20 protein-coding genes are annotated in these 17,412 nt (G+C 38.5%); 15 read left to right on the top strand and 5 right to left on the bottom strand.

The window, feature by feature from the left end:
• The first annotated feature begins 128 nt into the window (after nt 1–128).
• From A6754_RS15230 to A6754_RS15200, 7 genes are all read left to right on the top strand, one after another.
• Nucleotides 129–518, top strand: a complete 390-nt coding sequence (locus tag A6754_RS15230) for a UPF0738 family protein (RefSeq protein WP_066447486.1) — start codon at nt 129–131, stop codon at nt 516–518.
• Nucleotides 519–621: 103 nt separating this feature from the next.
• Nucleotides 622–1,242: a GTP diphosphokinase gene (yjbM, locus tag A6754_RS15225; protein ID WP_066447483.1), complete on the top strand. Its 621-nt coding sequence runs from the start codon at nt 622–624 to the stop codon at nt 1,240–1,242.
• A gap of 50 nt (nt 1,243–1,292) precedes the next feature.
• Nucleotides 1,293–2,087: an NAD kinase gene (locus A6754_RS15220; protein ID WP_066447481.1), complete on the top strand. Its 795-nt coding sequence runs from the start codon at nt 1,293–1,295 to the stop codon at nt 2,085–2,087.
• Nucleotides 2,088–2,166: 79 nt separating this feature from the next.
• On the top strand, nt 2,167–3,012 hold the full coding sequence (locus A6754_RS15215; protein ID WP_066451658.1) for an RluA family pseudouridine synthase: 846 nt from the start codon (nt 2,167–2,169) through the stop codon (nt 3,010–3,012).
• 321 nt (nt 3,013–3,333) lie between these two features.
• A complete protein-coding gene (locus A6754_RS15210) occupies nt 3,334–5,184 on the top strand; it encodes a monovalent cation:proton antiporter family protein (protein WP_066447478.1) in 1,851 nt (616 codons plus the stop codon).
• 213 nt (nt 5,185–5,397) lie between these two features.
• Nucleotides 5,398–6,168 carry an enoyl-ACP reductase FabI gene (gene fabI / locus A6754_RS15205; RefSeq protein WP_066447475.1) on the top strand — a complete coding sequence of 257 codons (771 nt, stop codon included), beginning with the start codon at nt 5,398–5,400 and terminating at the stop codon, nt 6,166–6,168.
• A gap of 330 nt (nt 6,169–6,498) precedes the next feature.
• Nucleotides 6,499–7,029: a CotO family spore coat protein gene (locus A6754_RS15200; RefSeq protein WP_066447472.1), complete on the top strand. Its 531-nt coding sequence runs from the start codon at nt 6,499–6,501 to the stop codon at nt 7,027–7,029.
• Nucleotides 7,030–7,194: 165 nt separating this feature from the next.
• Here A6754_RS15200 and A6754_RS15195 read toward each other — a convergent pair whose 3' ends face one another.
• The gene (locus tag A6754_RS15195) at nt 7,195–7,716 is read right to left on the bottom strand and encodes a CotY/CotZ family spore coat protein (protein WP_066447470.1); all 522 of its coding nucleotides are present in this window, start codon (nt 7,714–7,716) and stop codon (nt 7,195–7,197) included.
• Nucleotides 7,717–7,849: 133 nt separating this feature from the next.
• Here A6754_RS15195 and A6754_RS15190 point away from each other — a divergent pair, with 133 nt between their 5' ends.
• From A6754_RS15190 to spoVIF, 7 genes are all read left to right on the top strand, one after another.
• Entirely contained in the window at nt 7,850–8,206 is a 357-nt protein-coding gene (locus A6754_RS15190; RefSeq protein ID WP_066447467.1) for a DUF1360 domain-containing protein, read from the top strand.
• A 396-nt stretch (nt 8,207–8,602) separates the two neighbouring features.
• The gene (locus A6754_RS15185) at nt 8,603–9,070 is read left to right on the top strand and encodes a sporulation protein (RefSeq protein ID WP_066447464.1); all 468 of its coding nucleotides are present in this window, start codon (nt 8,603–8,605) and stop codon (nt 9,068–9,070) included.
• Nucleotides 9,071–9,088: 18 nt separating this feature from the next.
• Nucleotides 9,089–9,562, top strand: coding sequence for a stage V sporulation protein AC (gene spoVAC / locus A6754_RS15180; RefSeq protein WP_066447454.1), 474 nt, complete (start codon nt 9,089–9,091; stop codon nt 9,560–9,562).
• Nucleotides 9,562–10,575: a stage V sporulation protein AD gene (gene spoVAD / locus A6754_RS15175; RefSeq protein WP_066447452.1), complete on the top strand. Its 1,014-nt coding sequence runs from the start codon at nt 9,562–9,564 to the stop codon at nt 10,573–10,575. The genes spoVAC and spoVAD overlap by 1 nt, the downstream gene beginning before the upstream one ends.
• 15 nt (nt 10,576–10,590) lie before the next feature.
• Nucleotides 10,591–10,947: a stage V sporulation protein AE gene (gene spoVAE / locus A6754_RS15170; protein WP_066447449.1), complete on the top strand. Its 357-nt coding sequence runs from the start codon at nt 10,591–10,593 to the stop codon at nt 10,945–10,947.
• A gap of 110 nt (nt 10,948–11,057) precedes the next feature.
• Entirely contained in the window at nt 11,058–11,201 is a 144-nt protein-coding gene (locus tag A6754_RS22445; protein ID WP_151572550.1) for a YjcZ family sporulation protein, read from the top strand.
• A gap of 128 nt (nt 11,202–11,329) precedes the next feature.
• The gene (gene spoVIF, locus A6754_RS15165; protein ID WP_066447447.1) at nt 11,330–11,584 is read left to right on the top strand and encodes a sporulation-specific transcription regulator SpoVIF; all 255 of its coding nucleotides are present in this window, start codon (nt 11,330–11,332) and stop codon (nt 11,582–11,584) included.
• Nucleotides 11,585–11,652: 68 nt separating this feature from the next.
• Here spoVIF and A6754_RS15160 read toward each other — a convergent pair whose 3' ends face one another.
• Nucleotides 11,653–13,944 (bottom strand): UvrD-helicase domain-containing protein, encoded by a 2,292-nt coding sequence (locus A6754_RS15160; RefSeq protein WP_066447444.1) that lies wholly within the window; start codon nt 13,942–13,944, stop codon nt 11,653–11,655.
• 147 nt (nt 13,945–14,091) lie between these two features.
• Between A6754_RS15160 and A6754_RS15155 the strand changes: the two genes are divergently transcribed.
• Entirely contained in the window at nt 14,092–14,361 is a 270-nt protein-coding gene (locus tag A6754_RS15155; RefSeq protein ID WP_066447442.1) for a hypothetical protein, read from the top strand.
• A 7-nt stretch (nt 14,362–14,368) separates the two neighbouring features.
• Here A6754_RS15155 and A6754_RS15150 read toward each other — a convergent pair whose 3' ends face one another.
• From A6754_RS15150 to A6754_RS15140, 3 genes are all read right to left on the bottom strand, one after another.
• On the bottom strand, nt 14,369–15,043 hold the full coding sequence (locus tag A6754_RS15150) for a DUF421 domain-containing protein (RefSeq protein ID WP_066447439.1): 675 nt from the start codon (nt 15,041–15,043) through the stop codon (nt 14,369–14,371).
• A gap of 161 nt (nt 15,044–15,204) precedes the next feature.
• Nucleotides 15,205–16,308 (bottom strand): 5-methyltetrahydropteroyltriglutamate--homocysteine S-methyltransferase, encoded by a 1,104-nt coding sequence (locus A6754_RS15145; protein ID WP_066447436.1) that lies wholly within the window; start codon nt 16,306–16,308, stop codon nt 15,205–15,207.
• Nucleotides 16,309–16,413: 105 nt separating this feature from the next.
• Nucleotides 16,414–17,331 (bottom strand): LysR family transcriptional regulator, encoded by a 918-nt coding sequence (locus A6754_RS15140; RefSeq protein WP_066447434.1) that lies wholly within the window; start codon nt 17,329–17,331, stop codon nt 16,414–16,416.
• Nucleotides 17,332–17,412: the final 81 nt, after the last annotated feature.

Here is a 17,412-nt window from a genome sequence, read left to right as displayed (position 1 = left end):
GCTAATTTGGAAAAAAGTATAAGTGCAACTAAGACTCTGTCATCGCCATGCGGCTCGCCAATCGTCAAGTTTTCTTTAGTTTTTTGTGGATGATATGATAAAATAGGGGGGAGTCTGGAGGTATAATAATGAAAAATAAATTGACGATTTCAGCTGTACATTATCAAGAAGAAGTTAACGAACTTGTTTTATCCATTGATCGTGAGATTGACCTTTCTAACATAAAGCCGATGGAACAAATGTTAGTAGACTCTGATCACTTGGCTTTTGTTTACATATTGGAAGTGGATAACGATTATACATATTTAGTACTCCCAGAGCATTCGTGGAGTGATTTAAAGAAAGCTCATCAAACTGAAGCTGCAGTAAAATTGACAAACGGCAAAACGGAGATTTTATTGACTGCATTCCAAGAAGAACTTTCCTACCTTATCGAAAATATTACCGGTAACAGCAATTATGGTGAAGTTATGGTAGAAAAAGTTGAAAGTATTTTTCAAGGTATAACTCAAGAATAAAAGCAAAATTGAATTACTTATTTTCTTGACGTCTAGTGTAATGCGTCTTTGCTTTGAATTGGCAAAAGCAAGCGCCTTACGCTTTTCTAAAAGGGTGGTATTTATGCATTGGGATCTTTTTTTGGCTCCATATAAACAGGCCGTTGATGAGTTAAAAGTAAAGCTTAAAGGAATGAGAAGTCAATTCGAGATGAATTCTGATCATTCTCCGATTGAATTTGTAACTGGAAGGGTAAAGCCCATTGCAAGTATATTAGATAAAGCAAATCAAAAGGGTATTCCATTGAATCGGCTTGAATCAGACATGCAGGATATTGCTGGCTTAAGGATGATGTGCCAGTTTGTAGATGATATAAGAAAAGTAGTAGAAATTTTGCGGCTGCGGAATGATTTTGAAATTGTTGAAGAACGAGATTATATTTCGCACAAAAAAGCAAGCGGATACCGTTCTTACCATGTCGTCATTGCTTATCCAGTGCAAACAATCAAAGGCGAAAAGAAAATTTTAGCTGAGATTCAAATAAGGACACTTGCCATGAACTTTTGGGCAACGGTTGAGCATTCATTGAATTATAAATATAAAGGACTTTTCCCAGACGATTTAAAGATGAGGCTCCAGCGAGCAGCAGAGGCTGCTTTTCGCTTAGATGAAGAGATGTCAGCCATTAAAGGCGAGATACAGGAAGCGCAAGCATTCTTTACTCGCAATAAGAAAAAGCAGTAGTAAATAGATAGCATGATCCTCAAATGAATGTAAAAGAGGTGCTTTAGACGATGAGATTTGCCATAACTTCTAAAGGGAATTCTGAATCCAATACCCTGATGCACAAAATGAAATCCTATCTACTTGATTTCGAATTAATCTATGATGAAGAAGAGCCGGATCTTGTTATTTCAGTTGGAGGTGATGGCACTTTATTGTATGCCTTCCACAGATATAGCAGCAGGCTTGACCGAACAGCTTTTATTGGTGTACATACTGGTCATCTGGGCTTTTATGCGGATTGGGTTCCAGAAGAAATTGAAAAGCTCGTTATTGCCATTGCAAAAACTCCTTATGAGATAGTAGAGTATCCGTTACTTGAAACGGTTGTAAGGTATCAGAATGGCGGCAAGGAAACAAGATATCTGGCCCTAAATGAATCTACAGTTAAAGCAGATGACGCAACTCTTGTTATGGATGTAGAAATACGGGGGCAGCATTTTGAAAGATTTAGGGGAGATGGTCTCTGTCTTTCAACACCATCTGGAAGTACTGCTTATAATAAAGCGCTCGGCGGAGCGATTTTGCATCCATCACTGCCTGCCATTCAGCTGGCGGAAATGGCGTCTATTAATAATAAGGTTTTCCGGACAGTCGGTTCACCACTAGTTTTGCCAGCACACCATACTTGCATGTTAAAGCCAGTGAATGAACAAGATTTTAAAATAACCATTGATCATCTTTCCTTACTGCATAAAGACGTCAAATCAATACAATTCAGAGTGGCGGAAGAAAGAGTTCGGTTTGCAAGGTTTAGACCGTTTCCATTCTGGAAACGAGTTCATGATTCTTTTGTAGCAGATTGAAAAAACAGATGAATAGAGGCAAGATGTTGTGGCATCTTTTGAACTAGAATGGATAATTGAAAAGGATAGCAGCGGAGTAATGCTGAAACAATTTCTTTTCGAAAAAGGGATTTCCAAATCAGCTTTAACGGATATAAAATTCAGCGGCGGTTCTATCTTTGTAAACGAAGAAATAGAAAATGTCCGTTATGTTTTACAAGAACAGGATCGTGTGAGGGTTGTATTCCCTAATGAAACCACTAGTGAGGGGTTAAAGGGAGAAAGGCTGCCCATTTCGATTGTTTATGAGGATTCTTATGTTATGGTCGTTGACAAAAAGGCAGGCATGAGTACGATCCCTTCACGTGAGCATCCCGCCGGAAGCCTGGCTAATGCCATTATTGGCTACTATGAGGACATTGGTTTACAATCCACCGTCCATATTCTGACAAGGCTTGACCGCGACACGTCAGGTCTAGTGCTTATTGCAAAGCACAGACATGTTCATCATCTTCTGAGCAAACAGCAAAAGATTCATGAGATAAAGCGAACATATGAAGCACTGGTAGAGGGCTCTTTAGACGACTATGGCATCATTGAGGAGCCAATTGGGAGAAAGAAGGAAAGTATCATTGAACGAGAAGTCAGAAGTGATGGTGCTTTTGCACGTACTCGGTACGAAGTAAAGAGAAGGTATGATCAATTTACTCATGTACAGCTCATGTTAGATACTGGCAGAACTCATCAGATTCGTGTTCATTTATCTTTTCTAGGCCACCCGCTTCTTGGAGATGATTTATACGGGGGAAGCGTAGCAAAGATCAACAGACAGGCACTGCATTGCTGTCATCTAACGTTTTACCACCCCTTTTTGAAGAAGGTTCTTTCATTTTCGTCACCGTTGCCTGATGATATTAAAAGACTGCTGCATAATGCAGGTGAATAATAGAAAAGGGTTATGTCTGGAACCAATCTAACTATATACGGACATGATAAAGCCGGAATGTGATTTTCCCGGCTTTTTCTTTTGCTGAAATGATCATTTATCCATTAGATAGGGGCAACATAAGTTTATATTTGATTAGAGGCGCAGATGCTGACGTATTCAGCAAACAAAATCCATTATATAAGGTCATTTTAATGTTTATTTAAGTTTATGAAACTTTTCGCTGGCACTGTATGCGCTATCATTGTTAAGATTGGCGTGTACATTTTGCTTACAAAGAATTCATGGCTAAAAGGCTATTGGAATAAAGGGAGGGATTTGATGGAACACGGTGCATCTGTTGCATCATTAGTAATTGTTATTATCGTTGCATTTTTAACACCTATTATTTTGCATCGTTTAAAATTTAATGTTCTTCCGGTAGTAGTTGCAGAAATTTTAATGGGACTCATTATCGGGAAAAGCGGATTTAATATTGTACAGGAGGATATGTGGCTAGAAACATTATCAACACTTGGTTTCATATTTTTAATGTTTCTGAGCGGACTTGAAATAGATTTCAGTGCGTTTTCCACAAAGAAAAAAAGGGAAAAGCTGCCTAGCGGCAAGCTCGAACCCAATGCTTTTTCAGTAGCCACTATCGTATTTATTGGAATTTTTGTTGTATCACTAGGGCTATCGTATTTATTCGTCCTTGCTGGATTTATTGATAATGCCTTCTTGATGACCTTAATCATTTCAACGATTTCTTTAGGTGTAGTTGTGCCGACTCTGAAGGAAGCACATATTATGAAATCAGGGATAGGCCAGATCATCTTACTAGTCGCTGTTATTGCGGATTTAGTGACAATGATTTTATTAGCAGTATTTGTTTCCGTTAATGATGGCGGGGAAGGCAATACATGGCTGCTTCTTGTCTTATTCGCAGCTGGAGTCGTTTTATACTTCATTGGAAGCCGCTTTAAAAATCGCAGCTTTATTGAATCTTTGTCAACAGGAACTGTACAAATTGGCACAAGAGCAGTTTTCGCTTTAATCATCTTCCTTGTAGCCCTCTCTGAAACAGTCGGTGCAGAGAATATCTTAGGGGCGTTTTTAGCAGGAGTGCTTGTGTCGCTATTATCTCCAAATCAAGAATTGGTACATAAGCTCGATTCATTTGGGTATGGTTTTCTGATTCCGATTTTCTTTGTAATGGTTGGGGTAGATCTCGATATTTGGGCATTGTTCAGTGACAAGAAAATGCTGCTGCTTATCCCGCTGCTGCTAATCGCCTTGCTGCTTTCAAAATTGATTCCGATTTTGTACTTGCGTAAATGGTATGACATGAAAACAGTGATTGCATCCGGTTTTCTATTAACGTCTACGCTTTCGCTTGTTATTGCAGCAGCTACAATTGGAGAGCGCATGGGTGTGATCACCGCTGAAATGTCAGGAACACTTATTTTAGTTGCGGTAATCACTAGCATATTTACTCCTATTGTATTTAAAAAGGTTTTCCCGGTTGATACACAAAAAGAAAAGAAATTAAGGGTAGCGTTTGTTGGAGCAAATCAGCTGACTATGCCTGTTTCAAGAGAACTAGAATCCGGTTTATATCAAACAAGCTTGTATCATAAGAAACAAGAGAAAGCTGATAAGCAAATTGCTGATTCAGTATTTAATATCAATGAGATTCCTGACTTTACAATGGATTCATTGGCAAATACTGATATATTAGAATCTGACATTATTGTTATATCTACTGGGGATGAAAAGATTAATGTTGAGCTAGCAACAGGATTTAAGGAAAAAGGCGTTAATCGTGTCATTGCGAGAACAGAAAGTCCGCAAATGGAAGATTTACTGCGTTATAAGGAGGTTGAGGTATTCTCGACCATTCTTTCAACCAAAACACTATTGCGTTCTCTGATTGAATCACCTGGTGTAATCAACATCCTGACGAACCAGGAAACAGCATTATATGAGGTCAAGTTACTGAATCCTCAGTTTGACGGCATGCTGCTTCGAACGTTTCCGTTTACGGGTGATGTTATCTTCGTCAGAATCCTAAGAGGAAAAGATGCCATCGTCCCACATGGAGATACAGAGCTTCATCTGAATGACAGACTGATTATTACAGGTTCTAAAGAATATGTAGATGAACTAAAACGTGAGCTGGAGCTAGTGTAAACATATGTATTCACAAGTGATCACGCGAGCGTAATTAATCAACTCAGTGATACCCGAATGATTAGAAGATAATATCTAATCATTCGGGTTTTTTTATTAAAATACATACAAAGCTAAGACGAATCATCCTTTTGCCCTTTTCTTTTTACAACAATTCATGTAAAATTAGGACTAGGTATTAATATCATGTATTAGTAATGGAGGCTGTTTAATTTGACAATTTCTTTAAAAGATAAAACATATGTTGTTATGGGTGTAGCTAATAAACGCAGTATTGCATGGGGAATTGCAAAATCTTTGCATGAAGCAGGGGCAAAATTAATTTTTACGTATGCAGGCGAGCGTCTTGAAAAGAGTGTGCGTGAATTGGCAGAATCATTAGAGGGAGCAGATTCCCTTGTGTTACCTTGTGATGTAACAAGTGATGACGATATTAAAAAATGTTTTACACAAATCAAAGAAGCTGCTGGCAGCATTCATGGAGTTGCTCATTGTATCGCTTTTGCCAATAAAGAAGAATTGCAGGGTGAATACATGAATACAACTCGTGATGGCTTCCTGCTTGCTCATAATATCAGCTCATATTCTTTAACAGCTGTTGCAAAAGAAGCAAGAGGTCTTATGACAGAAGGCGGCAGCATCGTAACGTTAACATACTTAGGCGGAGAGCGTGCAATTAAAAATTACAATGTTATGGGTGTAGCAAAAGCATCTCTTGATGCAAGTGTAAAATATTTAGCATCCGATCTTGGAGTAGATGGCATCCGTGTAAACTCCATTTCAGCTGGTCCTATTCGTACACTTTCTGCAAAAGGTGTAAGTGATTTCAATTCTATATTAAAAGAAATTGAAGAGAAAGCACCATTGCGCAGAACAACTACGCCAGAAGAAGTTGGCGATACTGCCTTGTTTTTATTCAGTGATTTAGCAAGAGGGATTACTGGAGAAAACATTCATGTAGATTCTGGGTTCCACATTTTATAAGAGAATTTTGAGACTGGGACATAAGTAACTAACATACCTATTGAACCGAATGGTAAGGAAGATCATCTTTCTAATCATTCGGTTTTTTATTTAAAATTATAAAATATATTTTATTTCATGAGTGAAATGGAACGGTCTTGATTAAATACCGAAACTAAGATATTGAATATTCGTGTTTTAGAAATATTAATTTCGTTTTGTCCCAGCCTCTTTTTTACATTTAACCGATAATTAACACTTTAAAACTTGAAGAAATTTTTAAGTGGAAAAGAACGCCTAGTTTCAGCATACATATAATACGATGAATGAGTGAAAGAAGGAGGGAAGTTTATGCTTGCTAAGGATAAAAAAGAACCGCTTCTATATATCAATCAGCCGAATATCCACTATCCTGAAGTGAATATGCAAAGTGTTTTCTCATCAAAGAAATCAAAACCTGCTGTAAAAGAAATGCAGCTGCAATTTGAAGAACAGGAATCAAATGCTAAAGTTGATACATTTAAGGAAACAAAGCTGTCAGATGTTAAAGTGGCTCCAGTTGAAAATAAACAAGAAGTAATAGAAGAGTATGAAGAACAGCAAAGAGGACATTCCAATCCGTTTTCAAAAGAAAGAAGGTCCTCTTTTAAGAGAGTAAAAAGCTTTAAAGAAATGAATGTAATGGAAAGATTGCACTATTTAGATCACTTTCCACATCAGCTGCCGCCAGTAGCTTGTATTTTTGAATGTACTGATGTTTCAGTAAAAGGAATTCTTATCAATAAAACTGACTTCGAAATTGAAGTAAAAACATTCGATAACAATGTTGAAAAAATGTATATAGCTGATTTGATTTCAGTTAAGATGATCGGCATGAGATAATCGCTTGCAATGATCAAGGCAATGTCCAAAAAGCAATTACGAATGAACTGCGGGCTTGCATCAGTATAATTTTACAAGTTCCTTTCTATATAACTAAAAATGATTGTTCCTGCAGATGTAAAAAAAGCCAGCCGATTCACTCGGCTGGCTCTAATTGCATATTAATTAGTCTTCGCAAACATCAAGATCTACGTCTGCGATACATTGAACTGCACAGAAGCAGCTAAGGTCAACTGTAATGCAATCGTCTGTACTGCGGAAGCCATCAACTTTGCATACTTTCTTCAAATCGATGCAGCAATCATCTACAATATCTACTGTTTCGAATTTTGGTCTGCCGCCTTGCCCTTCACATTCTGAAACTGGCTCAAGTACTCGAAGAACAGCACAGCAGTTATCGAACACATCCTCTACGCGGAAGAAGATTGAAACGCATGCACAATCACTTCTGTTTGTAAAGAACGCGTGGAATGGTGACCCATCAGCAGTTTTTAATACGAAAACACGAGTATCAGGACTTTTTCTCTTTTTATTATTACTTGGTGAAATGGCTCCAAGAGGCTCTAAGAAACAGTTGGAAGGGCATTCGCACGTATCTTCTGCATTATCTTGAATATCTTTAATAGCACGAACTACTTCACATACACAGCTTTGGCCTTTGAAGTCGTCTTTCTTTCCACAACCCATATTTGTTTCCTCCTTTATATTTCTTGTGATCTACATTAATAACATATTGCGGGGGAGCCCTTTAGGACACGGGCAAAAGCCTTGTTATGGGAAAAATAGGCGCTTTTTTATAAGTTTGGAAAGGGGAGTTATGATGGAATTGACATGGCTGGAATTATTCATCATTGTCCTGGCTAGCTTTCGTCTTACACGGTTATTGGTCTACGATCAAATCACGCAGTTTATCCGGTCGCCGTTCTTCAATGAAGTGGAGGAAGTAGATGAGTTTGGTCAGAAAGAAACCTATTTGGTTCCAAAGAATAGGGGAATTAGAGGGTTCTTCGGTCAGCTTTTAAGCTGCCATTGGTGTACAGGGGTGTGGTGCTCCATTTTTATATGTTCCTTATTTTTTGTTTATCACAGCATTGCATTTCCCTTGCTTTTAGTGCTCGCTGTGGCAGGATTGGCATCCATAATTGAAGTGCTTGTGCAAAAATGGCTGGAAGACTAAGAGAAGGTAGGCATTTACTTCACACAATAGAAAGCATGTGCACATAAACTAACAGCAGGAACAATTTAATCATTAGGGGGCATTTATATGTTCAAAAAAGCAACGCAACCTGTTAAAGCAGCACCAGTTCAGCAGCAGCCCAAGAAGAAAAATAGTGGCTGCGGCTGCGGCAAAAAGACAAAGAAATATTAAGGATATAAGCCGGCTGAATAAGCTGGCTTTTTTTCATGGGCTTTTTCTTGCAAGATTAGATGTCTTCTAATGGCAAGCAGGCATGGCTGTTTTTTTCTTTAGATAGCTGTGAATGCCAATAATAGGATGAACATTTTTTGTCATAATTTATATTCTTATCCGAAACAATATAGATATGATACTTACTTAGGAAAGGGATCGCTTATGAAAAAAATTATCTTTTTTTGTTTCTTCATCGTCACCATGAGCGGGTGCAGCCATCATGATTCAAAAAATTCACCAATGTCTTTAATAAGAGAAATTCATCCTACTCCAGCTATCATTGGCAGCAAAGAGAGCGATGACATCGACATGCTTAACAAGGTGAAAAAAGATGTTGAAGATATGGAGGAATTATTTGATGTCGCCGTTATTAAGGGTGAAAAGGAAATTCTAGTTGCTTATAAAGTTAAGCATCTGCAGCGATTTCATATGGTCAAGATAGAAGAGAAATTAAATAAGATGCTTGAAGAGGATTACCCGGATGAAGATTTTATCGTCTCAAGTGATTTCAAGATTTTTCTTGAAGCTGTCGAGCTGCATGACAAGATGGAGGAAGACAAAGACTACAGTGAAGAAAAGGCACAAAAGAAGTTTGACAAGATCATTAAGCTGAAAAAAGAAATGACTTAATAAAAGGGAGCTGATTTCATGGGAAAGAAGGCGCAAAAGACACCAGAGCAAAAAAGCTATCAGCAGCTGGAGCAGCAGCATGAAACAAAGCGGCCCGTTTTAAAAAACTGTCTGCGGGCATTCTGGGTAGGTGGCTTATTTTGCATTGTTGGACAAGCGATCTCTTTATTCTATATATACTTTTTTAATTTTACAGAACAAACTTCTGGCAATCCGACAGTTGCCACAATGGTTTTTATCGCCATGCTTCTGACAGGGTTTGGGGTCTATGACCGAATCGGTCAATATGCGGGAGCAGGGAGTGCAGTGCCTGTAACTGGGTTTGGCAATGCGGTCATTTCTGCTTCAATAGAACACCGTACAGAAGGATTTGTACTTGGAGTAGGCGGCAATATGTTTAAATTGGCGGGCTCGGTATTATTATTTGGAGTATTTTCAGCATTTGTCATTGCTTTAATTAAGACTATTTTAATTCGATGGGGTGTGATCTGATGCTGAAGGGTAAACAATCCTGGGTTTTTGAGAATCGCCCTGTTATTGCTGCAACTGGGGTTTCAGGCGGTCCGTTTGAAGCCAATGGCAAGTTAGCAGACGATTTTGATATTCTCCATGATGATCTCTGGATGGGTCAGGATTCATATGAAAAAGCTCATCGGATCCTGCTTGAGGAAGCAAGTCAAACTGCTATCCAAAAAGTAAATCTGCAGACAAGTGATATTCAATTTATGATTGCAGGGGATTTAATTAATCAAATTACACCGACAAGCTTGGGGGCAAGGACATTAAGCATTCCCTATATGGGCATCTTTGGAGCCTGTTCAACATCAATGGAAGGATTAGCACTTTCGTCCTTTATTATTAATTATAATGGTGCAAATCATATCCTGACAGGAGCTTCCAGTCATAATGCAGCAGTTGAAAAGCAATTCCGTTATCCTACGGAGTATGGCGGGCAAAAACCTCCTACTGCTCAATGGACAATAACTGGAGCTGGAGTTGGGATTCTGAAAGCAAATCAAGGTGAAACTGGTGTGCCAGTCACGACATCTGCCACAATTGGAAAGGTCGTTGATCTTGGGCTGACAGATCCTTTTAATATGGGTGGTGCTATGGCTCCTGCTGCAGCTGATACTATTTCCGCTCATTTTGAAGACTTACAGATTGATCCATCCTATTACGACCTTATTGTTACAGGAGATCTAGGAAAAATAGGGCAAGAAACAACATATGACCTCCTTTCTAAAAAAGGAATTACGCTCGACCGGGAAAAGTTTCAGGATTGCGGGCTGCTGATCTATAAAGAGGGTCAGCCAGTTCAATCAGGAGGAAGCGGTGCAGGCTGTTCTGCGACCGTGCTCTACGGCCATCTTCTAAATGAAATGAAAAAAGGCACGTATAAAAAAATATTAGTTGTTGCAACGGGTGCTTTACTGTCACCACTCACGTTTCAGCAGAATGAAAGTATTCCATGTATTGCACATGCAGTATCAATCGAGATGAATTAGAAAGGAGATGTGAGTATGCTGCCAATGTTTTTTTGGGCTTTTGTAGTTGGAGGGCTCATTTGTGTCGCTGGTCAAATTTGCTTTGATATATTTAAGCTGACACCTGGCCATACGTTAAGCCTATTTGTTGTTATTGGAGCAGTACTTGATGGACTGGGATTATACGAGCCACTGGCAGACTTTGCTGGAGCTGGTGCAACGATTCCGATTACAAGCTTTGGTAATTCCCTTGTTCATGGAGCTATGCAGGAAGCAGAGCAGCACGGATTAGTTGGTGTCTTAACGGGCATGTTCGAGGTTACAAGCTCTGGTATTTCGGCTGCGATTGTCTTTGGATTTATCGGTGCTTTGCTCTTTAAACCAAAAGGGTAACTGGCCTAATTTCCAAGCCGGAATAAAAAAACTTCCCGATTAACTAGTAGCTTGCCTATACACTTCATAGTTGTTTTACATACGTTGTAGAGAACAAACAATGTGAGGTGATATTGATGGGTTACGGATTTTGCGGTGGCGGCTATGGCTACGGCGGAGGATACGGTGGCGGCTATGGCGGCGGCTACGGCAGCACTTTTGTTCTAATTGTTGTGTTGTTTATCCTTCTAATTATTGTTGGTGCTAGCTTCTAATGGAATAAAAAAGGTAAGGCAAATGCTGTTACAGGCATTTGCCTTATAATTTTTTTCAGCGTCATACACCTTTTAGCTCATTCTTCATACTATATAAAGTAGTTTAAGAAGGAGCGTGAATAGTAAGAATGGATAATCAGTTCTTTAAAAATATTGAAAAGAAAACTGGCGTCAATATGAAGGATGTTCTTGACCTTGCGGGTTCATTGCAAAATGCAAATTTCAAAGACGAAAATACAGTAAGAAGTGTAATTAGAAGAGTTTCTCAAATCGCAAATAAGCCTGTATCTAAAGAAACAGAAGACAAAATTGTAAAATCAATTGTGGCAGACGGCAAGCAGCTTGATTTTAATACAATCAGCAAAATGATGAATAAAAAATAATCCATACTAAAACAGCTAGGGCCTCCTGTTGGATTGGACCCTAGCTGTTTTTTTATGCTAAGCATTGTTTAGCGGGACTTCTTAAGTAATGAAGTCAAGAACCGTGAAGTATTCGTTCTTTTTCCTCGCCGATTTTGCGGAACCGATATAGCTAAGCTGCTTTGTGCCCTTGTCATGGCGACATACAAGAGACGCCGTTCTTCTTCGAGCGGCAGGGAATCTCCGTTTCGATATGCTTCTAATGCATGATCATGAGGCAAAGAGCCATCGACAGCTCCTAAAATATAGACAGCTTTATATTCTAAGCCTTTGGAACGGTGAATGGTGCTGAGTGTAATTGCGTTTTCGAGCGTGCGATTTTGCTTTTTAATTTCTTTATTCATTGCCCGCATATGGTCGGCATGCTCCAAGAAATCTGATATATGCTTGAATCGTTTAGCTGCTACTTTTAAATCCTTTAACTCATCAGACCCTTTTTCAAGCTTATTTCCTTCATTGCCCCGTTTTTTTATAAAATCACCGTATCCTAATTCTTTTTCTGCTATTTCAATAGCTCGTAATGGTGAGAGCCCTTTTAAGGAGCGTATCACGGGCACTGCCTTTTTTAGCTTTGCTTCCTGAAAGGAATAGCCTGTTTTCACATGAGCAAAACATTCAAGCAAAGTCATATCATTTAATATGCTATTAGCTTTCATGTCTTGAAGGATCTGGTTTTTCATAAATAATGCTGGCAATATCAGTTTTACTGCTTCCTGGTCTTCTTCATCAATGGATAATTTTAAAAAACCAAGCATGCTTTTAATGATAAATTTATCGTAAAAGGATTCTGCATCCTGGTCAATTTTAAACGGAAAGCTTGAATATGCCAGCTTTTCAAAGATTGCCCTGCTGCCGGCATGTGTCCGGTAGAGGATGGCAATATCCTCAGGCTTAAAAGAACCTTCAAGCTTCTCACTTATGTCAGTTAAAATCATGGCTGCTTCTTCTTCCTCGTCATAAGGAAAAAACGCAATAGGAGATACGAGACTTTTATACTGGGCATTCATTTTTTTGAGGCGGCGTTCTTTATTAAGCTTAATGACTTCATTTGCCGCACTGACAACCTCATGACTGGAGCGATAATTTTGACTTAATGAGATGACATTTGCCTGTGGATAGTCTTTTTCAAAGTGAAGCAGAAAATGCGGACTGCTGCCTCTAAACGCATAAATGGACTGATCATCATCTCCAACTGCAAATACATTTTTATGTTTGGCGGATAGGATTTTAATGAGTTCATATTGAACTGTATTAATGTCTTGGAATTCGTCAATGAGTATATGATGAAATCGTTCTTGGTACCGCTGGGCTAAATCAGGATTTTCGGTAAAAAGCCGGTAACAGCCTGTCAGCATATCATCAAAATCAAACAACTGTTTTTCTGCCTTGTATTGCTCATATTTTCTAAAAAGGTCCTTCACTGTTTTTTCCCAATCGTTTTCTGCAGAAGCGGATTGAGGTGTCTGCAAAGAATTTTTCCAGTAGCTTATTTGCTGGAGAGCTAAATCATAGGAAAAATCTTTTTCATCCAGATTCATTTCCCGGCCAGCCATCTTCAAGATTTGTTCTTTTTGCCATTCCTTTGCAAGCAGGGAATCACCTGACCAAATGTCACGTTCATGAAAGCTTAAAATCCGGAAAAAAATACTGTGAAAGGTGCCGGTAACCATCTGCCCAATTGAACTTTTGTTCATACTTGGAAATGTCAGCAGTCTTGCTTTCATTTCAGCAGCTGCTTTACTTGTAAAGGTGACAAGCATCAGTTGATTTGGGCTAACCTGCTTTTCCTGTATTAAGTAGGCAGCTCTTGCGGTTAATACTCTTGTTTTACCGCTTCCAGCACCAGCCAGAACGAGGAGGGGACCTTCATCAAAGCAAACAGCTTCCGCTTGCTTTGGATCAAGAGCAGTTCCTGTTTTCGACAGCTGTTCAAGAAAGGCATTGGAGTGGATTGCAGACTTTGGCTGCTGAAGCATTTCTGTTCCTGTTTTTATTTCATAGGCTTCTTTAAATCCTGTCACAGCAGAAGGCTCAGCTGTAATGGAGCGTGATTGAGGAAGTGTAAATCCATTTATTTCCACTGAGACAGCAGACTCGTCTATAGATGACGCTGCTTGGAGCTGATCTTCGCATTCTTTAGCTGTATTACTGTAATGATAAAAATGAGGCTGTTTATAAATACCTAAATATAATCTGACCTTTTCTCCGCATACTGGACATGTCAATTGACCTTGCTTAGCTTGGTTAGAGATTGACACGAGCTCTTCGCGGGCAACTTGATCAATTTGTATAATTCTTTCATTAAATAGCGCAGTTTTCATTTATGACCCAACTTTTCTTTCATTCTATGAATAATTGATTCATAAAATATACTATAGGAATTATGGGCAAGATGCAAAGGGGCTTTTTATAGTTTATATTTCCGCTGACAAGGGTACTGATATAAAAAAGGCAAAGGAGCAGGTGTCATGGGATATATCTTACCAATTAATCATACGCAATATCAGCAATATGCTGAACGGGATTTAAAAGTGAAACCTGATCCATTCCGTTTTCAGCGAGTGGAAAAGGTTCATAACCATTTAGAAACCTTTGAAGAAAATGAAAATTTAGGCAGGCAGGAAGTATTTCTGACTTCAAAAAGTGAGAAAAGTAAAATTCCTGTTTCGAACGAAAAAGCGGAAAGACTATATAGTGAGTTAACAGGAAAAGGCAGATTCTTTAATGAAGTAGTATAGGAGAAGACTAGTACAACTGTACATATAGTCCTTCTCCTTTTTTCCATTCGGCGATCAAAATATCTTTTTCAGATGATGCACCAGCATTTTTAATCTCCATTTTCAGCTTCTCTAAGTCCCATTTTAGCTCCTCTAAATTATCGAAAATGATTTCGCCATCTAAAATTAAGGTAATTGGTATCTCAACAGAAGGCAATTTCATCTTAAAATCGCTTATCGTTGGAACGGCTAATGCCGGCTTTTTCAAGACACTCACAGTACCATCTGTTTCTAAAATCGCATATTCACATTCCCTGACTGAAAAAATATCTTTTGAGCGAAGCAAATGCTGCAGCTGATTTAAATCAAGATGGTTTTTCTTCAAAATGTCAAATTCAATTTTTCCTTTTTTTATAACAATTGATGGCTCGCCTTCAAGCAGTTTGCGAGTGCTTTTATGTTTTTGTGTTATATATTCTGTTGTTAATATGAGTACAGTCCATATGCCTACAGAATAGAGCATCTGCCATATACTTGTATTTTCGTCATATAGCGCATTTCCAACAAGTTCCCCTAAAACAATCGCAGAAATAAAATCAAAGGGGGTTATTTGTGTGATTTGTGTTTTACCAAGTATTTTTGCCATGACGAATAGGGCAATAAATCCAACTAAGAGGACAAACAATATATGTACATATTCCATTGATAATAACCGCCTTAATTCATTTACAGTTATTATGTGAAATGTTTTGAAGTTTTATGAGGGATATAAGTGAAGTGTCAGCACGGCTCATTAGAAGGCAGGCATAGTATGAGCCAAAAGAAAAAAGCGAACAACCATAAACGTTGTCCGCTTTTTATAATTTATCCCCAAATTTCTTTCGAAATATCAACTATATATTTTAGTTTTGCCCATTGTTCTTCTTCAGTTAAAATATTGCCGTGATGTGTTGAAGCAAATCCGCATTGCGGGCTAATGCACAACTGCTCCAGCGGCACATAGTTTGTTGCTTCTTCAACACGAGCTTTAATATTTTCTTTATCTTCTAAGGTTCCATGTTTTGAAGTGAAAACACCTAAAACCACTTTTGGCCCATCATTCGGAATATAGTCTAATGGAGCAAAGTCGCCAGAACGATCATCATCATACTCTAAGAAAAATCCGTTGACTTTTTCTTTAGCAAAAAGGGTTGGTGCAATTTTAGCATAACTGCCTTCAAATGCCCATTTCGAACGATAGTTTCCGCGGCAAAGGTGAGTCGTTACAATAAGGTCCTCTGGCTTATCCTCTAATACGCCGTTTATAACACGCAATGCTAGGCTGATTAATTCTTCACGGGAATAACCACTATCATTGAATGGAATATTCTCAGCATTTAGACCAGCAATATAGACATCATCAAGCTGCAGATAGCGGCAGCCTGCATCATAGAAGGCTTTAATGGCATCACGGTAGGCAACGATGATGTCATTTGCATATTCTTCAACGTCAGGATAGATCTCAAGGTTCCGAATACCAGCGTTAAATAACTGGTTGGGGCTAGGAATTGTTTGCTTTGCAACAGCGCGATCCCCAACAATTTCTTTAAATTCAACAAAGTCTTTAAGGTGAGGGTGATTCTCGTTAAAGGAGATTTTTCCAATGACACGAACATCATATCTTTCCGTTTCTTCTCCTTTAAATGCAAATCCGCTATCTGGAACATAGCCTTCGACACCATTTAAATGCTCGAGAAAGTCAGTATGCCAAAATCGGCGGCGAAATTCTCCATCAGTAACAGCCTGCAGCCCTACTTCAATTTGTTTATCTACGACTTTTTTAATTTCTTCTGTTTCGATTGCATGCAATTCCTGTGCTGAAATGCTGCCATTTTGATAATCCTTTCTTGCAATATGGATTCTTTCCGGGCGCAATAAACTTCCTACATGATCTGCTCTGAATGGAGCTTGGACGCGTGTTTTCAACATTTGTGATCTCCCTCTTTCTTTCAATATTTTGGTATTGAAGTAAGTATAGCAGTTGAAATTATTATAAAGTAACACAATAAATCTATTCCTTGTTATAGCCTTAAACTATAACGGCATTAGTTCTTCTTGAATTGTTTCTTTTAAATACTGAATATAAATATTGGCTAAAGTACTGTTGGTCACATCTTTACGGGTAATATAGCCAACATTGATGACTTCATCTACTAGTAATGGAACTGCTACAATGTCTTTGCTATTTAATTTATGGCTGATGACTCCAGTTGAAATCGTATAGCCGTTTAGACCAATCAGGAGATTAAATAAGGTGGCCCGGTCTGTTACTCGAATATTTTTTGGTCTTGAAAGGGTACTCAGAATTTCTTCGGAAAAATAAAATGAGTTAAAATCGCCCTGTTCATAAGAGAGATATGGATAGGGAGGCAAATCAGCCAAGGTCACATACTCTTTCTGTGCAAGCGGATTTTTTGAACTGATGAAGATATGCGGCTTTGCTTCAAACAGTTCATGAAAAACCAAATTACCTTCTCTTAAAAACTTCTGAATGACTTTTTTATTAAAATCATTTAAATATAAAATACCAATTTCACTTTGCAGATTTTTGACATCATCAATAATTTCATATGTTTTCGTTTCACGGAAGCTAAACTCATATTCTTCCCGTTCATAATCTGTCAGCAGTCGAACAAAAGCACTGACAGCGAAAGCATAATGCTGAGCGGACACTGAGAAATGCTGCTGAGGAGAGCGGGTATTCGTATATCGATTTTCAAGGAGTTCTGTCTGTTCAACAACCTGCCTTGCATATCCTAAAAATTCGGATCCTTCAGGGGTTGGCAAAATGCCCTTATTTGATCTGTGAAAAATGGTAATGCCTAATTCTTCCTCAAGCTCTTTTAATGCATTTGAAAGACTAGGCTGGCTAATAAAGAGTCGCTGTGCAGCCTTGTTGATCGAACGGCTCCTTGCTACTTCTATTACATATTTAAGCTGCTGTAGTGTCATGTTCTTTTCCTTTCTGAGAAAATAGACAATTTCAATAATTCTAGCATTCCTTAATTGAATTGGAAATAGAAAAGAGCATGG

It is taken from the genome of Cytobacillus gottheilii, from assembly GCF_001636345.1.
Taxonomy (GTDB): Bacteria; Bacillota; Bacilli; order Bacillales; family Cytobacillaceae; genus Cytobacillus; species Cytobacillus gottheilii.
Note: the sequence above shows the minus strand (reverse complement) of the source record. Positions and strands in the feature narration are given on the sequence as shown.